The sequence below is a fragment of the Halorubrum aidingense JCM 13560 genome (genome assembly GCF_000336995.1).
GTDB lineage: Archaea > Halobacteriota > Halobacteria > Halobacteriales > Haloferacaceae > Halorubrum > Halorubrum aidingense.
The window spans coordinates 269,616-286,531 of record NZ_AOJI01000022.1; the positions used below are offsets into that span (position 1 = coordinate 269,616).

General features: G+C 67.6%; 17 protein-coding genes. 11 read left to right on the forward strand and 6 right to left on the reverse strand.

Annotation, left to right across the window (positions count from 1 at the left end):
• The first annotated feature begins 94 nt into the window (after positions 1–94).
• Both C461_RS08190 and C461_RS08195 read left to right on the forward strand, forming a co-directional pair.
• Positions 95–2,044: an ATP-binding protein gene (locus C461_RS08190; protein WP_008000262.1), complete on the forward strand. Its 1,950-nt coding sequence runs from the start codon at positions 95–97 to the stop codon at positions 2,042–2,044.
• A 121-nt stretch (positions 2,045–2,165) separates the two neighbouring features.
• Positions 2,166–2,684, forward strand: a complete 519-nt coding sequence (locus C461_RS08195; protein ID WP_008000263.1) for a universal stress protein — start codon at positions 2,166–2,168, stop codon at positions 2,682–2,684.
• A gap of 62 nt (positions 2,685–2,746) precedes the next feature.
• On the opposite strand, the gene C461_RS08200 is transcribed toward C461_RS08195, so the two are convergent.
• A complete protein-coding gene (locus tag C461_RS08200) occupies positions 2,747–3,034 on the reverse strand; it encodes a hypothetical protein (protein ID WP_008000264.1) in 288 nt (95 codons plus the stop codon).
• A gap of 153 nt (positions 3,035–3,187) precedes the next feature.
• Between C461_RS08200 and C461_RS08205 the strand changes: the two genes are divergently transcribed.
• A complete protein-coding gene (locus tag C461_RS08205; RefSeq protein ID WP_008000266.1) occupies positions 3,188–3,913 on the forward strand; it encodes a DUF4013 domain-containing protein in 726 nt (241 codons plus the stop codon).
• A gap of 635 nt (positions 3,914–4,548) precedes the next feature.
• On the opposite strand, the gene C461_RS08210 is transcribed toward C461_RS08205, so the two are convergent.
• The 4 genes from C461_RS08210 to C461_RS08225 form a co-directional block, all read right to left on the reverse strand.
• Positions 4,549–5,025, reverse strand: coding sequence for a 50S ribosomal protein L11 (locus C461_RS08210; RefSeq protein ID WP_008000268.1), 477 nt, complete (start codon positions 5,023–5,025; stop codon positions 4,549–4,551).
• A gap of 100 nt (positions 5,026–5,125) precedes the next feature.
• On the reverse strand, positions 5,126–6,481 hold the full coding sequence (locus C461_RS08215) for an MFS transporter (RefSeq protein ID WP_008000269.1): 1,356 nt from the start codon (positions 6,479–6,481) through the stop codon (positions 5,126–5,128).
• Between the two features lie 48 nt (positions 6,482–6,529).
• On the reverse strand, positions 6,530–7,231 hold the full coding sequence (locus C461_RS08220; RefSeq protein WP_008000271.1) for a TetR/AcrR family transcriptional regulator: 702 nt from the start codon (positions 7,229–7,231) through the stop codon (positions 6,530–6,532).
• 137 nt (positions 7,232–7,368) lie between these two features.
• Positions 7,369–7,563, reverse strand: coding sequence for a cold-shock protein (locus C461_RS08225; RefSeq protein WP_004046659.1), 195 nt, complete (start codon positions 7,561–7,563; stop codon positions 7,369–7,371).
• A 306-nt stretch (positions 7,564–7,869) separates the two neighbouring features.
• Here C461_RS08225 and sdhC point away from each other — a divergent pair, with 306 nt between their 5' ends.
• The 6 genes from sdhC to C461_RS08255 all read left to right on the forward strand — a co-directional run bounded on the left by sdhC (position 7,870) and on the right by C461_RS08255 (position 12,693).
• A complete protein-coding gene (gene sdhC, locus C461_RS08230) occupies positions 7,870–8,295 on the forward strand; it encodes a succinate dehydrogenase, cytochrome b556 subunit (RefSeq protein ID WP_008000276.1) in 426 nt (141 codons plus the stop codon).
• Position 8,296: 1 nt separating this feature from the next.
• Positions 8,297–8,668: a succinate dehydrogenase hydrophobic membrane anchor subunit gene (locus C461_RS08235; protein WP_008000278.1), complete on the forward strand. Its 372-nt coding sequence runs from the start codon at positions 8,297–8,299 to the stop codon at positions 8,666–8,668.
• 7 nt (positions 8,669–8,675) lie between these two features.
• Positions 8,676–9,572, forward strand: a complete 897-nt coding sequence (locus tag C461_RS08240) for a succinate dehydrogenase/fumarate reductase iron-sulfur subunit (RefSeq protein ID WP_008000280.1) — start codon at positions 8,676–8,678, stop codon at positions 9,570–9,572.
• A 52-nt stretch (positions 9,573–9,624) separates the two neighbouring features.
• Complete coding sequence (locus tag C461_RS08245) at positions 9,625–11,454, forward strand: FAD-binding protein (protein ID WP_008000281.1); 1,830 nt, start codon at positions 9,625–9,627, stop codon at positions 11,452–11,454.
• A gap of 225 nt (positions 11,455–11,679) precedes the next feature.
• Positions 11,680–11,907: a hypothetical protein gene (locus C461_RS08250; protein ID WP_008000282.1), complete on the forward strand. Its 228-nt coding sequence runs from the start codon at positions 11,680–11,682 to the stop codon at positions 11,905–11,907.
• Between the two features lie 150 nt (positions 11,908–12,057).
• Positions 12,058–12,693, forward strand: coding sequence for a uracil-DNA glycosylase (locus C461_RS08255; protein ID WP_049906441.1), 636 nt, complete (start codon positions 12,058–12,060; stop codon positions 12,691–12,693).
• A gap of 52 nt (positions 12,694–12,745) precedes the next feature.
• Here the strand turns inward: C461_RS08255 and C461_RS08260 are convergent, their stop codons facing one another.
• Positions 12,746–14,035 carry an NAD-binding protein gene (locus C461_RS08260; protein WP_008000284.1) on the reverse strand — a complete coding sequence of 430 codons (1,290 nt, stop codon included), beginning with the start codon at positions 14,033–14,035 and terminating at the stop codon, positions 12,746–12,748.
• Between the two features lie 146 nt (positions 14,036–14,181).
• Here C461_RS08260 and C461_RS08265 point away from each other — a divergent pair, with 146 nt between their 5' ends.
• Positions 14,182–15,480 carry a potassium channel family protein gene (locus tag C461_RS08265; protein ID WP_008000285.1) on the forward strand — a complete coding sequence of 433 codons (1,299 nt, stop codon included), beginning with the start codon at positions 14,182–14,184 and terminating at the stop codon, positions 15,478–15,480.
• Entirely contained in the window at positions 15,477–16,892 is a 1,416-nt protein-coding gene (locus tag C461_RS08270; protein WP_008000286.1) for a hypothetical protein, read from the forward strand. Before C461_RS08265 ends, C461_RS08270 begins: the two co-directional genes overlap by 4 nt.
• The last annotated feature ends 24 nt before the right edge of the window (positions 16,893–16,916 follow it).

The following is a 16,916-nucleotide window of genomic DNA, read 5'->3' on the forward strand; positions in this document are numbered from 1 at the left end:
CGGCCGGGCGTCCGCCGAGGACCGTCAGCGGCCCGACGGTCGACGCCCGCGCGGAGGGGGAAACGCTTTCGGGGTAGCCGGCGGTGATCCACTCATGACGCTGGAGGATTTCACCGATTTCACCGACGAGGACGCGGACGGCGGAGACGGTGACCGCCGACCGCAACAGGGATCGTCGGATCGAAACGGCCGCGACGGCGGCGGCCGCGATGGCGGCGGCGCCGGAGACGGGGGCGACGGGGACGACGGTGCCAACGATGACGGCGCCAACGATGACGGCGCCGCCGAAGGCGGGCGTGGCGGTGCCGGGCGTGCCGATACCGGACGCGACGGCGCCGCCGACGATTTCGCGACGTACGACGTCGAACCGGCGGGCACCGACCGGGGACTCGGCGTCGTCTCTGTCTCGCAGGGGCTCCGGGTCGCCGAGGAGGCGGAGGAGACGACCCTGAGAGCGTTCGTCACGACGGGCAACCGCGAGGCGGTCCGGCTCGGTAAGTATCTCCTCGTGCCCTATCCCGACGGCGAGCGGTTGTTCTGTCGGATCACGGCCCTGGAGTACGCACAGGAGTTCCAGTCGGACGACGCGACCGAGATCCACGCGCGCAGACAGATGCGCCGCGACGAGTTCGCCGAGCGCGACTACAAGTTCATGGCCGAACTGGAGCCGATGTCGGTGATATACGGCACCGGGGAGGACCTGACGCGTCGGATGACCGATCGGGTCCCGAAGCCCGGCGCGGTCGTCGAAGAGGCCGCGGACGACGCCGAGATCAAGACGGGGCTGAAGATCCCCGACGACGGCGTCTTCCTCGGGCACCTCTCCGTCGGGGGCGAGAAGGTGCGGACCGCCGCGAAGCCGCCCACCGTCGACTACCGGGTGAAGGACGATTACACCGACGGCGATCCGCTCGCGTTCAGGCACACGCTCGTCGCCGGCGGTACCGGCTCCGGGAAGACGCACGCCTCGAAGAACCTCCTCCGGCAGTACCTCGACCCCGACCGGACGTACCCGATGGGCGACGGCCGCGAGTCGCGGATGGCGGTCGTGCAGTTCGACCCGCAAGACGAGTACGCGCAGATGCACGACGACAACCCCGACCTCGACGCCGACTTCGCCCGGCGGTTGGAGCGCGAGGGGATCGCCCACGGCGGCCACGACGACACCGTCGCGCTGGTACCGCGATCCGCGAACGCGACGTACCCGGGTGAGGGCCACCGGGCGGAGCGCGTCGAGTTCACGATTCCCTTCTCGCTCACACAGGAGATGCCGTGGCTCGTTGCGGGGTCGGGGCTCAACGACAACCAGTATCCGGCGCTTTTGACGCTTATCAACCGCTTTTTCCGCGACTACGGCGATTCGGGGACGTACAGCCAGTTCCTCTCGTACCTCGACGACCCGGCGCTCAAAGAGGAGCTCCACGAGAGCGGCCGTATCCACGAGGCGACGTTCGACGCCGTCAAGCGACGGGTCCGCGGAGTCCCCGGCGGGATCTTCGACCAGGACGCGAAGCCGATCACGGAACTGGACCACACCCTCGTCCGCCCCGGTGGACTCTCCGTCGTCCCCACCTACCACCTGCCGACCTCGCGACAGAAGGAGATCGTCGTCCTCGCGGTCGCGGGGCTGCTCGTCGACGACAAGCTCTCGAACGATCCCGAAAGCGATCGGATCAAGGAGACGCCGCTGCTGATCGGGATGGACGAGGCGCACAACTTCCTCGCGGACGCCGACAACGTGCAGGCGCAGAAAGTCGTCCAGAAGTTCACGGAGGCCGCGAAACAGGGCCGAAAAGAGCGGCTCGGCCTCTTTTTGATCACGCAGGACCCACAGGACGTGGCCGAGTCTGTATTTAAACAGGTGAACACCAAAGTCGTCCTCAACCTCGGCGACGAGGACGCGATCGCCAGCGTGAACATTCCCTCGAACCTCGCGGGGAAGGTCCCGTACATGGAGAAAGGGCAGATGGTGGTCTACTCGCCGGACAACTCCGAACCGGTCGAGCTGATCGGGCTCTCGGAGTGCGTCACGCGGCACGACTGACGGTCCGCCGCCCGCCTGCTGACGGTCCGCCGATCACCCGCTGACAGTCCGCCGCCCGCCCGCGTTTTCACCGCCCCGGAGCCGGCAACCCCTTTTTTATCCGCCACTGAGAAGCGCGGGTATGGGAAAACGAATCCTCGTCGCGGTCGACGGCTCGGCGGATGCGATCGAGGCGCTGCAGTTCGCCGCGTCGGAGTGGCCCGACGCCGAGGTGACGGCGCTACACGTCATCAGTCCGGCCGACTCGATGACCGGTGCGGAAAGCGGGTTCCCCGGTGCGGTCGACCAGTGGTACGACAGCGCCACGCAGCGCGGCGAGCGGATCCTCCGAGAGGCGGCCGACGCGGTCGACCGCGATATCGACACGCGGCTGGAGGTCGGCCGCCCCACCTCGACGATCCTCGCGGTCGCGAGCGGAGAGCGGGCGATCGGGGACGCGGCCGAGGATAGCGATGGCGACACCGACGCCGACGACCGCGAAGCCACCGACGCCGACGGCCGCGAGGCCGTTGACGCCGACCCCTTCGATCACGTCGTGCTCGCGAGCCGCGGTCGGACCGGACTCTCTCGAGTCCTCCTCGGGAGCGTCGCCGAGAGCGTCGTCCGCCGCGCCGAGATTCCGGTGACCGTCGTCCGATGATCGGCGTCCGGTGACCGGTGTCCGGTGATCTGAACCGAGCCCGCGGAGCGTCGAACCTCCGTTCAGTCGTCCGCGCGCTCCGCGGCGGTGACCTCGCCGACGACGGTCCAGCCGTCTTCGTCCGGCCCGGACCGCCCGAGCAGCACCGACTCGTAGTCGTCGGAGGTGATCAGCCGGAACGCGGCGTCGACGTCGTCGTCGGTGCGGACGCCCTCCCCGCGGAACTCGCGCTGGAAGAACTCCGTCGAGGAGAACTCGAACACGCCGGTCTCGTCGTCGTCGATCGTGAGCCGAACCGGTCGCGGCTGGACGTTGTGGATCCGCTTGGCGACGGGGTTGAGGTCGGGCATGTCCCCGTCTCAGCGCGTTTCGGAGATAAAAGCGCCGTCCGCGCGGCGTCGCCGGTTCGTGCGGATGTCACGTCCGCAGGCAGCGTCACCGGCTCGCACGGTGTCACCGTACGAAATTAAGTCCTCTCGGCGCGTTATCACATGGGATCACCCATGATATCAGCGTCCTTCAACTACCTCAAAGACGGCGACGACGCCGTCATGACGGTCGTCATCGGCGGACTACTCCTGCTCGCGAGTCCGCTCATCATCCCTTCGGTCCTCGTGCTCGGGTACGTCTCTCGCGTCGTGCGGCGGACGGCCGGCGGCGACGACGAGCTGCCGGTCTTCGAAGCGTGGGCGGACCTCCTCGTTGAGGGCCTGAAAGCGTTCGCGGTCACGCTCGTCTACTCGCTGCTCCCGCTCGCGATCCTCGCCGTCGCGGCGGTGTTCGGCGTCGGTGCGGTCGTCGTGGGCGCGGGCGACGGCGGCGCGGCCGGGCTCTTCGGCGGCCTTCTCGGCGGCGCGCTCGCCTTGCTCCTCGTCCTCGTCGCGTTCGCCGTCTCGCTCGCGGGCCTCTACGTGACGCCCGCGGCGCTGGCCGCGGTCGCGGACTCGGGGCGCGTCGGTGACGGCTTCGCCGTCGGCACGCTCTGGGGGGTCATCACGAAGCGGGCGTACGCCGTCGGCTGGCTCTCGGCGGCCGCGGTCGTCCTCGCCGGCACGCTGGCGGTCGGGGTCCTCTCGGTGGTCCCCGTGCTCGGCACGATCGCCGGGCTCTTCGTCCAGTTCTACGCGCTCGTCGCCGCGGCCGCCGTCATCGGCTGGACGTGGGCGGACGTGCGCCCCGTCGCGACCGATCTGACGGAGCCCGAACCCGTCGAACGGCCCGCCGTGTAGGCGGTCGACGGACAGTGAGCGCAACGGCTCCGTAGAAACCCTCCGTTTTCAGACGTAACACAGCGTGAACCGACTGTTCGATGAGGATTCCTTCTTGAGCGAGTGCGAAGATGAGTGTCATCGACCGCCGCCAGCGGCGTAGTATATAAATAGACGCGAGCGGCGGCGACTGTTTATAAATAAATGCGGTGGCGCGCTCCGGTGAGCGCCTTCTCAAGGCGCGAACCCGAGCGCGAGGGAGTCGCTGGCGCCGACGGCGCCAGCGACGAGGTTGGGGAGGCGTGAGGCTGCGGTTGCGGTGCGGGCGGGACTCAAAGGGGCAGCCACGAGGGCGAAGCACGCTGCAGCAAGCACCGCAGCGAAGGGAGCGGTAGCGACTGAGCGAGGAGCGCAGCAAGGCGCGCGAGTCGTCGTGGCTGGGGCTTTGTGAGTGTTTACTGCGCCAGCAGCTATTTATAAACAGCCGACAGCAACACCACTGCTTCGCTTATAAACAATCACTCAACCGTTCTGCGACGCCCACTCCCGCACCCGATCATCGCTGTCCCTGCCTCGACCGTCGCTGGATCAGAGCGCGTCACGTACTGCGTTCCACAGAGACGGCAAAACGAAAGTCGCGAACGCAAAAGGCGACGTTACTCGTCGAGAACGTCGTCGTAGTCGCCGGCGTCGACGCGGTCGTCGAACGTCCGGGCGTCCTCGCCCTCGATGGTGACACCGAGAGAGGCGCAGGTGCCGCCGACCTCCTTGGCGGCGTTCTTCACGTCGTACGCGAGCAGGTCGCTCGACTTCTGCTCTGCGACCTTCTTCACCTGCTCGATCGACATGTCCGCGACGAAGTCCTTCTGGGGCTCACCGGAGCCCGTCTCGAACCCGACCTCGTCTTTGATCAGTTCGGCCGTCGGCGGGACGCCGACTTCGATCGTGAAGGAGCCGTCGTCCTCGTACTCGACGGTGACGGGGACCTCCATACCGTCGAACGCGGCGGTCTCGTCGTTGATCTGCGCCACGACGTCCTGTACGTCCACCGGCGTCGGCCCGAGCTCGGGACCGAGCGGCGGGCCGGGATTGGCCTGCCCGCCAGGGACGAGCGCTTCGATAGTTCCAGCCATACCCATAGGAACCCGGTGGCGACTTTTAACGGTTGTTCTTTCGAGCAGCGGGAGCCAGCGGTTCGCATACGGCGGTCCCGCCCGCAGACGACGGGCTCGGCTACGATTCCGCTCCCGCCTCTCCCGCGGTCCGCCCGGGCAGGAACGTTCCCGTCTCCCGGTGGACGCCGAGAAGGAGCGCGACGCCCGCCGCGAGCGGAACGACGGCGCAGGCGGCGTAGATAGGCGCGAATCCGACCGTCTCGACCAGCGGCAGCGACACCATCGGACCGAGTCCGCCCCCGATGTCGCCGAGGACGTTGTTCGTCCCGGAGGCCCGCCCCATCCGCTCGTCGGGCGTGAGGTCGGCTAACAGCGCCATCATCGGCCCGCTCGTCCCGCCCTGCCCGGCGCCGATGAAGACGCAGGCCAGCCCGAGGTCGAGTACCGAGCTCGCCCGGGCGAGCAGTAAGAATCCGACGAAAGACACGACGAGGAAGGCGAGAAGCACCGGCGTCCGCGACTCGCGCGTGTCCGAGAGCCGCCCGCCGAGGAGCATGAACGCGGACGCGGAGAGCACGGTGCCGGCCATGAACAGCCCGGACGTTCCCTGCGGGTCCAGTCCGAGCAGCGAGAGCTCGTTCTCGTTCAGAAACAGCACGAGCGTGGCGAACAGCGCGCCGATGTACGCGAACAGCAGCCCGAAGTTGACGAGCCCGACGGTCACCGCCGGGACCGAGGTGTCGATGTCCCACGGTTTGATCGACTCCCCGGACCGATCGCCCGTCACGTGGGTCTCGGGGACGAGCCGGTAGGCGACGACGCTCGCGGCGAGCGCGAACGCGGCCGCGACGGTGAACGCGGCGGCGTTGCCAGCCAGCGAGGAGACGATTCCGCCGAGGACGAGACCGGCCGGAAAGCCCATCGTGATCCCGCCGCGGACGACGCCCATGTTCGTTCCGCGCGAGCCGCTGTCCGAGAGGTCGGCGGCGATGGTGTACGCGGTCGCGAACACCGCGGCGGACCCGAGCCCCCACAGGACCCGAGCCAAGAGGAACCACGTCTCCGGTGCGACGGCGACCGCTATCGGCGTCATCCACCAGTCGGCGCTGACGACGACGGGTCCGATCGCAGCCGTCGGTAGCGACTCCGCGATCCACCGGAGCGACGCCGCGGCGGGCAAGACCAGCGCGAGGACGTAGCCGAAAGTGGCGATCCCCTCGATGAGCAGCCCGTACACGAACGGCTTTCGGGTCCCGTACCGGTCGACGAGCGCGCCGGCCGGCGCGTTAGCGACCAGCCGTACCCAGCGGTTCGCCGAGAGGATGACGCCGACCATGAACGCCGAGATGCCGAGCACCGCGCCGAGGTTCGGGAGGATGGGAAAGACCACGCCCCCGCCGAACCCGACGAAGAAGGTGCTCGCGATGACCGCGAGCAACACCGTCGGCGGGCGGTTAAAACCGAGCCGACTCATCTCAGCGCCCCCGTCCCGGCGCGCCTCCGGGCCGCTGGATCGGCGGGATCACTCGTACTCGCCCTCCGGCGCCATCTCTTCGATTCCCTCGGTGAGCGACGGGAGTTCGACGCCGTCGGCGAGCAGCGGGCCGATGATCCGGTCTAACGTCGCCTCGGCGACCGTTCGCGTGTAGGTCTGTCCGACGCCCTCGGTCGCCGTCTCGCCGTCGTCCGGTGTCCCGCCGGTCCCCTCGCTCAGTGTGATCTGTCGCGTGCGCGCCCCGTCGAGAGTCGCGACGAGCAGGGCCGCCGTCTCCTCGACGTCGACGTCGCGGAAGACGCCCTGTTCGATGCCCGCCTCGAGAATGTCGGCGACGGTGCCGCGGAGCAGCCGATCGCTCCGGGCCAACTGGTCACGTATTCGCTCGTTGAACGGCCCCTGCGTCCGGAGTTCCAACAGCGCGATGTGGAACGCCTCGCGGTCGACGGCGTCCGCCTCGAACACGAACCAGCCGACGAACTGGGCGAGCCGCTCCGTCGGTGGATCGTCGGCGTGGGCGTCGATCCGCGCCTCCGAGTCGGTGATGACGTGGTCGAGGAAGGCGACGAGCAGGTCCTCTTTGGTGTCGTAGTGGTAGTGGAGCAGGGACTTGCTCTTCGAACACTCGTCGGCGATGTCCTGCATCGTGACGTCGGCGAACCCGTGGGCCCGGAGCGCGCGATAGACCCCGTCCATGATCTCGTCGGCCGCGCTCGGCTGATCGCTCATTGACTGACCGGTCAGTCAGCAGTCGGTAAATCCCTATCGGTCCCCGAGGTCAACTACTGGCCGTCGAACGGACCAGCAGCTCACGGGTGTAGAACAGTCGAAAAGCCGATACAACTACCGAACGTCTTCGTCAGCGGTTACAGACGGGTGACGTTCGTCGCGCGCGGACCCTTGTCGGCTTCCTCGATGTCGAACTCGACTTCCTGACCCTCTTCCAGGTCCGGGCCGCCGACGTCCTCCATGTGGAAGAACACGTCCTCGTCCGCGTCGTCAGTCTCAATAAATCCGTAGCCGCCAGTGTCGTTGAAGAAGTCAACTTCGCCTTTCGCCATTGCACTCGTAGAGGGGCGTCACCGACATAAAAGGCTTCCGCGACTAGGGCCGGCATGCGAACATGACGCACACGACTGCGCGCTCCGAGGACGCACGACGGCGTTGGCCGGCGACTCGAAGGAGCGACTGAGACGGCAGAGAGCAGACGGCCGAGAGCAGACGGTCAACAGCCGCGATTCGGGCGTTTTCGCTCGTCTCTACCGGTTCCGTACGGCGACACGCGGACCGGTCGCACCCGATGGATACCCCCGCGCTCTCCGCCGTGTTAGAAACTACTATACGACCCCAGTGCAGAACCGTTAGATATGAGTCAGTCGTACAATCGAGGCCTCATTGAGGACTTCAGCCGCTGGCGGGAGTTCGAGGCGGGGATGTGGGCTTGGATCTTTCATAAGTTCACGGGGTGGGTGCTCATCGGCTACCTGTTCACCCACATCGCCGTGTTGAGTACCGGTATCCCGGCAGCGGGCGCGAGCGAGGCCGCGCTGATGGCGGGCGAAGACGTGTACACGCAGACGATCGTCACGCTCGAAGGGCTGCTGTTGGTCCGTATTCTGGAGGTCGGGCTGCTGGCGGTCGCCGTCTTCCACATGCTGAACGGAACCCGACTCCTCCTCGTCGACCTCGGCGTCGGGCTGGAGGCACAGGACAAGAGTTTCTACGCGTCGCTCATTCTGACCGGCGCGATCACGGTGGCGTCCGTGCCGACGTTCATCGCGGGGGCGTTCTGAGATGGCTGAGCGCTACTCCTCGTTCAACGCGGGCGGCCGGATGTGGTTCCTCCAGCGCGTCACGGCGGTGTTCCTGCTCGTCGTGTTGGCGTTCCACTTCTTCCTGCTCCACTTCGTCAACCACGCCGACGAGGTCTCGTTCCTCGCGAGCCAGGCGCGCATGACGACGCTGAGCTACTATTCGCTGATGATACTCTTCCTCGTGACGGCGACGTTCCACGGGGTCAACGGGGTGTACAACGCCCTGATCAATCAGGGACTGACCGGCACCAAGCGCACGGTGATCAAGTGGACGCTCGTCGCCGCGAGCGCCGTGTTGATCGTCCAAGGAATCCGCACCGCGAACGCGTGGGCGGGAATCGGACTCTACTGAACCGACCATGAGCACGCAACTACCCAAACAGACCGAGGAATCGAGCGAGACGGAGACCGAGACGGAGCCCGCCGTCGCCTCGAAGGGCGACGATCGTCGCGCCGAGAAGCGACGCCGGGCGGACGAAAAGCGGCGTCAGCGACAGGCCGAAGAAGCCGAGAAGGCGGCCGCCGACGAGGAGACGGTCGAGCTGAAGGTGTTCCGGTACGACCCCGAGGTGGAGGGGAAACAGGAGCCGCGGTTCGACACGTTCCACGTCCCGTTCACGAAGGGGATGACCGTCCTCGACGCGCTGATGTACTCGCGTGACACCTACGACTCGTCGCTCACGTTCCGGCACTCCTGCCGGCAGGCGATCTGCGGCTCCGACGCGATGTTCGTCAACGGCGGACAGAAGCTCGCGTGCAAGACCCAGATCTCCGATCTCGACCAGCCGATCCGCGTCGAGCCGCTCCCGCACGCCGACGTCACGAAGGACCTCGTCGTCGACTTGGAGCACTTCTACGACCAGATGGAGGCCGTCGAACCGTACTTCCAGACGAACGACCTGCCGGACGGCGAACTCGAAGAGCAGCGACAGACCCGGGAAAACCGCGAGAAGGTGAAGATGTCGACCCGGTGTATCTGGTGTAGCGCCTGCATGTCGTCGTGTAACATCGCCGCCGGCGACAACGAGTACCTCGGTCCCGCCGCGATCAACAAGGCGTACCGATTCGCCATGGACGAGCGGGAAGGCGAGGACATCAAACAGAAACGGCTGGAGATCATCGAGCAGGAACACGGCGTCTGGCGGTGTCAGACGCAGTTCTCCTGTACCGAAGTGTGTCCCAAGGACATCCCGCTCACCGAGCACATCCAGGAGCTGAAGCGCGAAGCGGTCAAGAACAACCTGAAGTTCTGGTGACAGCGGGAGACACGCTCAAGGGACTTCGAACCTAACGAAATACCATACCACAATGTACGAACACGACGTTATCGTTGTCGGCGCCGGGGGGGCGGGACTCCGGGCGGCGATCGCGGCACAGGAAGCCGGGGCCGACGTGGCCATCGTCTCGAAACTCCACCCGGTCCGCTCGCACACGGGCGCCGCCGAGGGAGGAATCAACGCGGCGCTGCGCGACGCCGACTCGTGGGAGGACCACGCCTACGACACCATGAAGGGGTCGGACTACCTCGGCGACGCCCCGGCCGTCGAGGCGCTCTGCCGAGAGAGCCCCGAGGAAGTTATCACCCTCGAACACTGGGGGATGCCGTTCTCCCGCGAGGACGACGGACGCGTCTCTCAGCGGCCGTTCGGCGGGCTGTCGTTCCCGCGGACGACGTACGCCGGCGCCGAGACCGGCCACCAGATGCTCCACACGATGTACGAGCAGGTGGTCAAACGAGGGATCACGGTGTACGACGAGTGGCACGTGATGGATCTGGCCGTCACCGACGAGGACGATCCGGCCGATCGGACCTGTCACGGCGTCGTCGCGTACGACATCCAGAGCGGTGAGATCAGCGGCTTCCGCGCCGACGGCGGCGTCATCCTCGCGACGGGCGGGATGGGACAGGTGTTCGATCACACCACGAACGCGGTGGCGAACACCGGCGACGGCGTCGCGATGGCGTACCGCGCGGGCGTACCGATGGAGGACATGGAGTTCATCCAGTTCCACCCGACGACGCTCCCGTCGACCGGCGTGCTCATCTCCGAGGGCGTCCGCGGGGAGGGCGGAATCCTGTACAACCGCAAGGGTGAGCGGTTCATGTTCGAACACGGCTACGCGAACAACGACGGCGAGCTCGCTTCCCGCGACGTGGTCTCGCGCGCGGAGCTCACCGAGGTCAACGAGGGACGCGGCATCGAGGACGAGTACGTCCACCTCGACATGCGTCACCTCGGCGAGGAGCGCATCCTCGACCGCCTGGAGAACATCCTCCACTTAGCGGAGGACTTCGAGGGCGCCGACGGGCTCACCGAGCCGATGCCGGTCAAGCCCGGTCAGCACTACGCGATGGGGGGTATCGAGACGAACGAGCACGGCGAAACCGTCATCAACGGGCTGTACGCGGCCGGCGAGTGCGCCTGCGCGTCCGTTCACGGCGCGAACCGCCTCGGCGGAAACGCGCTGCCCGAACTCATCGTCTTCGGCAAGCGCGCCGGTCGCCACGCGGCCGGCGACGACATGGGCGAAGCCGAGATCCCGACCGGCAAGGAAGGGGAGTGGGAGCCCGCCGACTACGAGTTCGAGGTCGAAGTCGGCGAGACCGGCGGGAGCGATCCCGCCGCGGCCGACGGCGGAGCGGTGGCGACGGACGCCGACGGCGTCCTCGGCGCCACAGTCGAGCGCGCCCAAGAGCGCGTCGACGAACTGCTCGCTCGGAAGGGGCGGAACCACGCGGAGATCCGCTCGCAGGTCCAGAAGACGATGACCGCGAACGTGAACGTGTTCCGCGAGCAGGAGGGGCTCAAAGAGACCCTCGGAGACCTCCGCGAGGCGCGCGAGGCGTACAAAGACGTGGCCGTCTCGGACCCGTCTCGGACGTTCAACACCGACCTCATCCACACGATGGAGACCCGGAACATCCTCGACATCGCCGAGGCGCTGACGATGGGCGCGCTCGCCCGGCGGGAGTTCCGCGGCGCACACTGGCGCAAGGAGCGCCAAGAGCGCGACGACGAGAACTGGCTGAAACACACGCTCGTCTCGTGGAACGACGGCGAGCCCGAACTGTGGTACAAGCCGGCGATCCTCGAAGGCGAGAACAAGACGTACGAGCCGAAGACCCGCTCGTACTGAACGCGATCGGATCGATCACGATCCACCCGGATCTATCACGGTCCCTTATCCGTCAGCGGTCGAAACCACACGGGAGTTTGCTCCCATCGGTCGGCGGGAACATCGGGACCCGACCGTCGATACGCCGGTTTTAGCCTCGTACGACCCCCGAACGCGCCGCCCACAATTTTTCGACGATCGTTGAATAGGGGGTTTATTATCGTCGAAGCCATTGCATCGAGCAAGATGATTCAGACAGAGACCGCACGGACGGCGGCCCCGGCGCTGCCGCCGGAGCTGCAGTCTCCCCGTGCGAAACTCGTGTACCTGTACCTGACGACGAAAGGCGATGCGACCGTCTCCGAGATGGGCGACTCACTCGGTATGAAGAAGATCTCGCTGTACAGCATCCTGAAAACCCTCAAAAAAGAAGGGATGGTCGCCTGCGACGGCGACACCTACGCGCTGAACTGAACTGAACTGAACAGACTCGGGCCGGATCGGCAGCCGCGGTTTTGTTTTCGACGTCGTTCGGCACCTCCGTCCGATATCTCCGTTCGATATCTCCCTTCGAGACGCTCCGTCCAGCGGAGCGTTTACGAGCCCGTGGCACTCACTGAAGCCGTGGACGCGAACCAACAGGAGTTCCGGAACCCGTTCGGGATGGACGAGGCGTGCGAGAACTGTCCCGAGCTATGCGGCCCTCGCGATCGCGTGGTCCACGGCTACGGCGACGTAGGCGCGGAGTTCGTCGTCATCGGCACGCGCCCGACCGCGGCCGCCGAGGCCAACGGCGTCCCGTTCACCGGCGACGGCGGCGGCGAGCGAGTCCAGTCGATCTTCGGGGACCTCGGGTTCGTGCGATCGCCGCCGGACGCGGCGGCGCCAGACGTGCAGAACGTCTTTTTCACGACCCTGACGCGCTGTCGGCATCCTGAACGCGAGCCGACCGACCGCGAGATCGAGACGTGCGAACCGTTCGTGAACGCCGAGATCCGAATGATAAATCCGCAGATCATCGTTCCGGTCGGCGGCCGCCCGCTCCGCGAACTCGCGATCGAGTACACGACGCGGCGGCCGGACTCGTTCGACGTCGACGCCGAGCACGCGACGACTATCCGAGGTCGCGGCTTCGAGCTGGTTCCGATGAAGGAGCCGGACGCCATGACGGACGCGGACGCTGACGCCTTCGTCGCGCACATGCGCGAGAACGTGCTCAGTCGCGACTACCGGCAGACGAAAGGACGACAGAGTCGGTGACTGGCTCGGCTGGGAGACAGAGTTCGTCGCCGCTCGCACCGTGGGTGTGCGCTCAGTTACTCGTGTGGTCTGACACGGTCGCGTCGTCGAGGTCTGCCGCGTCATCTGAACCGGTCGCGTCGTCGAGGTCTGCCGCGTCATCTGAATCGGTCGCGTCGTCGAGGTCTGTCACGTCGTCGAGCGCGCCGCCGAGCAGATCCGTCGTCGCGTCGGTGCTGTCCGCGCCGAACGCGCAGTCGATGAGGATGTGACCGCCCAGCGTCGTGGGCGAGATGACCTGGTCGGCGCCCGCGCGACGGAGCTTGTTCACGTTCTCGCGTTGCGTCGCGGCCGCGACGATCCGGACACCGGGGTTGAGCTGTCGGGCGGTCAGGATCGCGAGCGCGTCGCGCGCGTCGTCTTCGGTGGCGACGACGACCGCGCGGGCGCCGGCGAGGTTGACCCGTTCGAGCGGCTCGACGTCGCTGGGGTCCGCGGTGAACACCGGGATGTCGCGCTCGCTGAGCCGCCGCGCGGCGGTCTCGTCGGTCGTCACGACGGCGTACTCGACGCCGTGGCGGGCGGCGAGTTCTTCGAGTATCGGTTCGGTCAGGTCCCCGTAGCCGAGAACGAGGACGTGGTCGTCGAGGAGGTCGATCTGTCTGTCGGTCATTTTCCCGAGTGCCTTGGAGAGTTGCGCCTCGATGGCCGGAGTGAGAAGCACCCCGAGCGCCACCGCGAACGCGGCGACGTTCATCACGAGCGAGGAGAGCACGAACAGCTGGGCGATGTCGGCGGCCGCGCCGGTCTTCGGAGTGACGTCGCCGTAGCCGACGGTCGAGGCCGTGACGACGGTGAAGTAAAACGCGTCGACGATCGTCTCGATCCCGTTGAACTGATCGCGGAGCGCGTACGACCCGACGGTCCCGTACGAGATGGCCGTGACGAGCGCCGCGCCGGCCGCGAGCTGCGTCGGCGACGGCGAGAAGGTCCGGTCGAACCGGTTGCGGTTGTACGCGAGCGCCGGCCCCGACAGGACGGACAGCGCCACCAGCGGGAACGACAGCACCGAAGCCTGCATCAGCCCTTGGATCGCCGTTAGCGGGAGGAGAACCGCAGTCGAGTACCAGCCGACGCGGTACCCGTTTTTCAACGCGAAACCGCTGCCGAGCATCGCGAAGCCGGTTATCGTCCCCGTGAACCCGACCGTCTGTCGAACGACGTCGGGGACGTAGGGGGCGAGAGGGCCGTCGACGCCGAGCCCGCCGATCTGCGCCAGACCGGCGAGGATCGACAGGACTGCGACCGCGAACGTGAGGGCGATCGACGCCCGCACGGTCACCCAATCGCGGGTCAGTTCCATACCGGTCCGTCGCCGAGGTCGGCCTTAAACTTCGCGAGAAGCGATGCTCGCGCCTCGGTCGACTCGCCGGTGCGGATCGCATCCCGTCGGTGCGGACCGATCGATCCGTCGGTACTGGTTTAACCGGCGCGGTGGTTTGACGGCGTATGTCTCTCCCCGTCGAGATCCTCTTCGGGATCTATCTCGGGATCATCACCGGAATCGTCCCCGCGCTGGTAGCCGGCGTGCTCGGGTTCGTGTTCAAGTACGTCACCGACGTGACCATCCCGGGGCTCGGGGTCGTCGTCCTCGCGCTGGCGATCGCGGGGATCAACGGCGGACTCCTCGCGCTCAACGACGAGACGATCCGCTCGTCGGAACGGGCCCCGGCGATCCTCACCGCGATCGTCATCGTGCTGATGCTCTCGCTGTACGCCCACGCGCAGGGGGACAAACTCGGTGCGAGCGTCCCGAAGCGGATCTCCTTACAGCAGCTCCGGAACCGGACCCTCTCGACGGACGTCGTCGAACTCGTCGGCGGTCGCGGCCGCGTGACCGTCGAGATCGCGGGCGAGGTCGGCGACATGGAGGGATACCCTCCGCTGCCGGCCGAGACCCGCCGCGCGATCGTCGAGGGGGAGTGGACGTTCCCGGCGGACCTCCCGCTCGTCGAACTCGAAGACCGGCTCGCCGAACGCCTCCGGACGGAACTCGACCTCGCCGACATCTCCGTCCGCATCGACGAGCAGGCCCGCGCGGCCGTGGCCGCCGCGCCCCCGATCGGCGCTCTGTCGAAGCGAGTCCCCGCGGGCGAGCGTGCGGTGTCGCTCCCGGCGCTCGTACCGACCGGGATCGCTCGCGGCGACGTCGTCCGCGTGCTGACGCCGGACACGACGGTCACCGGAACGGTGCTCGCGGCTCGGTCCAGCGGGAAAGCGGAGGGCGTGCCGAACGCGAGGGACGACACGCCGACCGGAACCGCTTCGTCAGGCGGTCCGGCGACCGACGACCCGCCGGGCGACGGGGCTGCCCGTACCGACGGCGGAACGGAGGCGTCCGAGGCCCCCGAGACACCGACTCCGTCGACCGCGCCGACGACGACCGGCGGGGAAGGACGGGTGACCGTGGCCGTCGACCGATCTGAGGCGACGGCGCTCTTACGTGCGGATCGGGGCCGGGTCCTGGTGCTCTCGCGCGGGACGCGCCGGGAGTACGAGCTCACGACGCTGCTTCGGCGCGCAGGCAAGCGGTTCCGGAAGGTATCGGTCATCGCCGGGGGCCCCCTCGACGGTCACACGATCGGTGAGGTCGGGATTCGGGAGGCGTACGGCGTCGCCGTGCTCGCCGCGCGCCACGAGTCGTGGACGATCGCACCGCGGGGGTCGCAGTCGCTGTCGGCGGGCGACGACTTGTTCGTCGTGGGGAGCCGCGACGCGCTCGATCGGTTCGCGGAGGTCGCGGCATGAGCGCCGTACTCGGGGCGGCCGGCACCGCTGTCGCCACCGTTGCCTCCGGTGTCATCGGCTTCGAGACCGTCGCCGGAGCGGGCTTCGCCCAGCCGCGTCAGGCCGCGATCACGCTCGCGACGTTCGCGTTGCTCTCCGCGCTGCTTTCGGCGGCGGCGGCGCTGACGTACCGGTGGTACTTCCGGGCGGAGATCCCCGAAGGCGTCACCGCGTTGCTCGGCGTGGCGGTCGTCGCGCTGTACCTCAACACCACGTCGCTCGGCGCGGTCGCGATCGGCGACAGCCCCGAACTGCTCAGACCCGAGAGCGTCTTTTTCAACGTCGTCTCGCTCGGGGTCGCGGCGGTGACCGCACCGGTCGGGAGACACGTCGGCGACCGGCTCGCAGTCGACGTGTTCGCGCTCTCCGGCGCGAAGCAGTTAGAGGGCGAGCTGAGCGGAGTCGTCCGCGCTTTCGGTCGGTTCACGGCAGTCACCCTTCCCGAGGCGGCGGAGATCAAGGACATGGACACGTACGACCCCGTCTCTCCCGAAAAGAAGGCGGAACTCGCCGGAAAGACCCTCCTGTTCGCCCGGAAGCTCTCCGGTGAGGAGCTCCGCGAACGCCTCGTCGAGCGAGTGAAAAGCGACTACGGCGTCGCGTACGTCGACGTCGACGTGGCCGACGACGGAACCGTCGACTACTTCGCGGTGGGATCGCGCGCCGCCGGGCTCGGCCCGACGCTCGCTCCCGGATCGGCCGCGGTCGCGGTGGTCGCCGACCCGCCGAACAACGCCACCGCCGGCGACGTGGTCCAGGTGTGGCAGACGGAACCGGACGCGAAGCGCGTCGCGACGGGCGAGCTTCGCGGTATCGCCGGCGACGCGGTGACCGTCGTGCTCGACGAGTCGGACGCCGAGAAGCTGTCGGAGGGACCGTATCGGCTCGTGACGCTTCCGGCGGCGCCGCAGGCGGACCGGGAGTTCGCCTCGCTGTTGCGCACCGCCGACGAAACGATGGCCGCGGTCGCGGTCGGCGCCGGCAGCGACCTCGTCGAAAGTACGGTCGGCGACGCTGAGGTCGTCGTCGCGGCCGTCCGGCCGGCCGACGGCGCCGTCCAACCGATTCCCTCGCGAGCGTACGCGTTCGGCGCCGGCGACCTGGTGTATCTCGTCGGCCGGCCCGACGCCATCCGTCGGTTCGAGGCCGCCGCGAAAGGCGACGAGCGCGGCGGTGCGATCGACGCGGACGAACTGGCCCACGCGCTCGACACGGACTTAGCCGTCGAAGAGCGCACCCCAGACGAATACGCCGAGGTCGCAAACGGCGAAGCGGTAGATGAGGGCGAAGCGGCGAACGAGGGCGAAGCGGCGGACGAGGGCGGAGCGGCGGACGTCGACCCGGACGACCGCACGCGGTCCGACGGCCTGTGAGACGACGGGACGCAACGCTCTTGA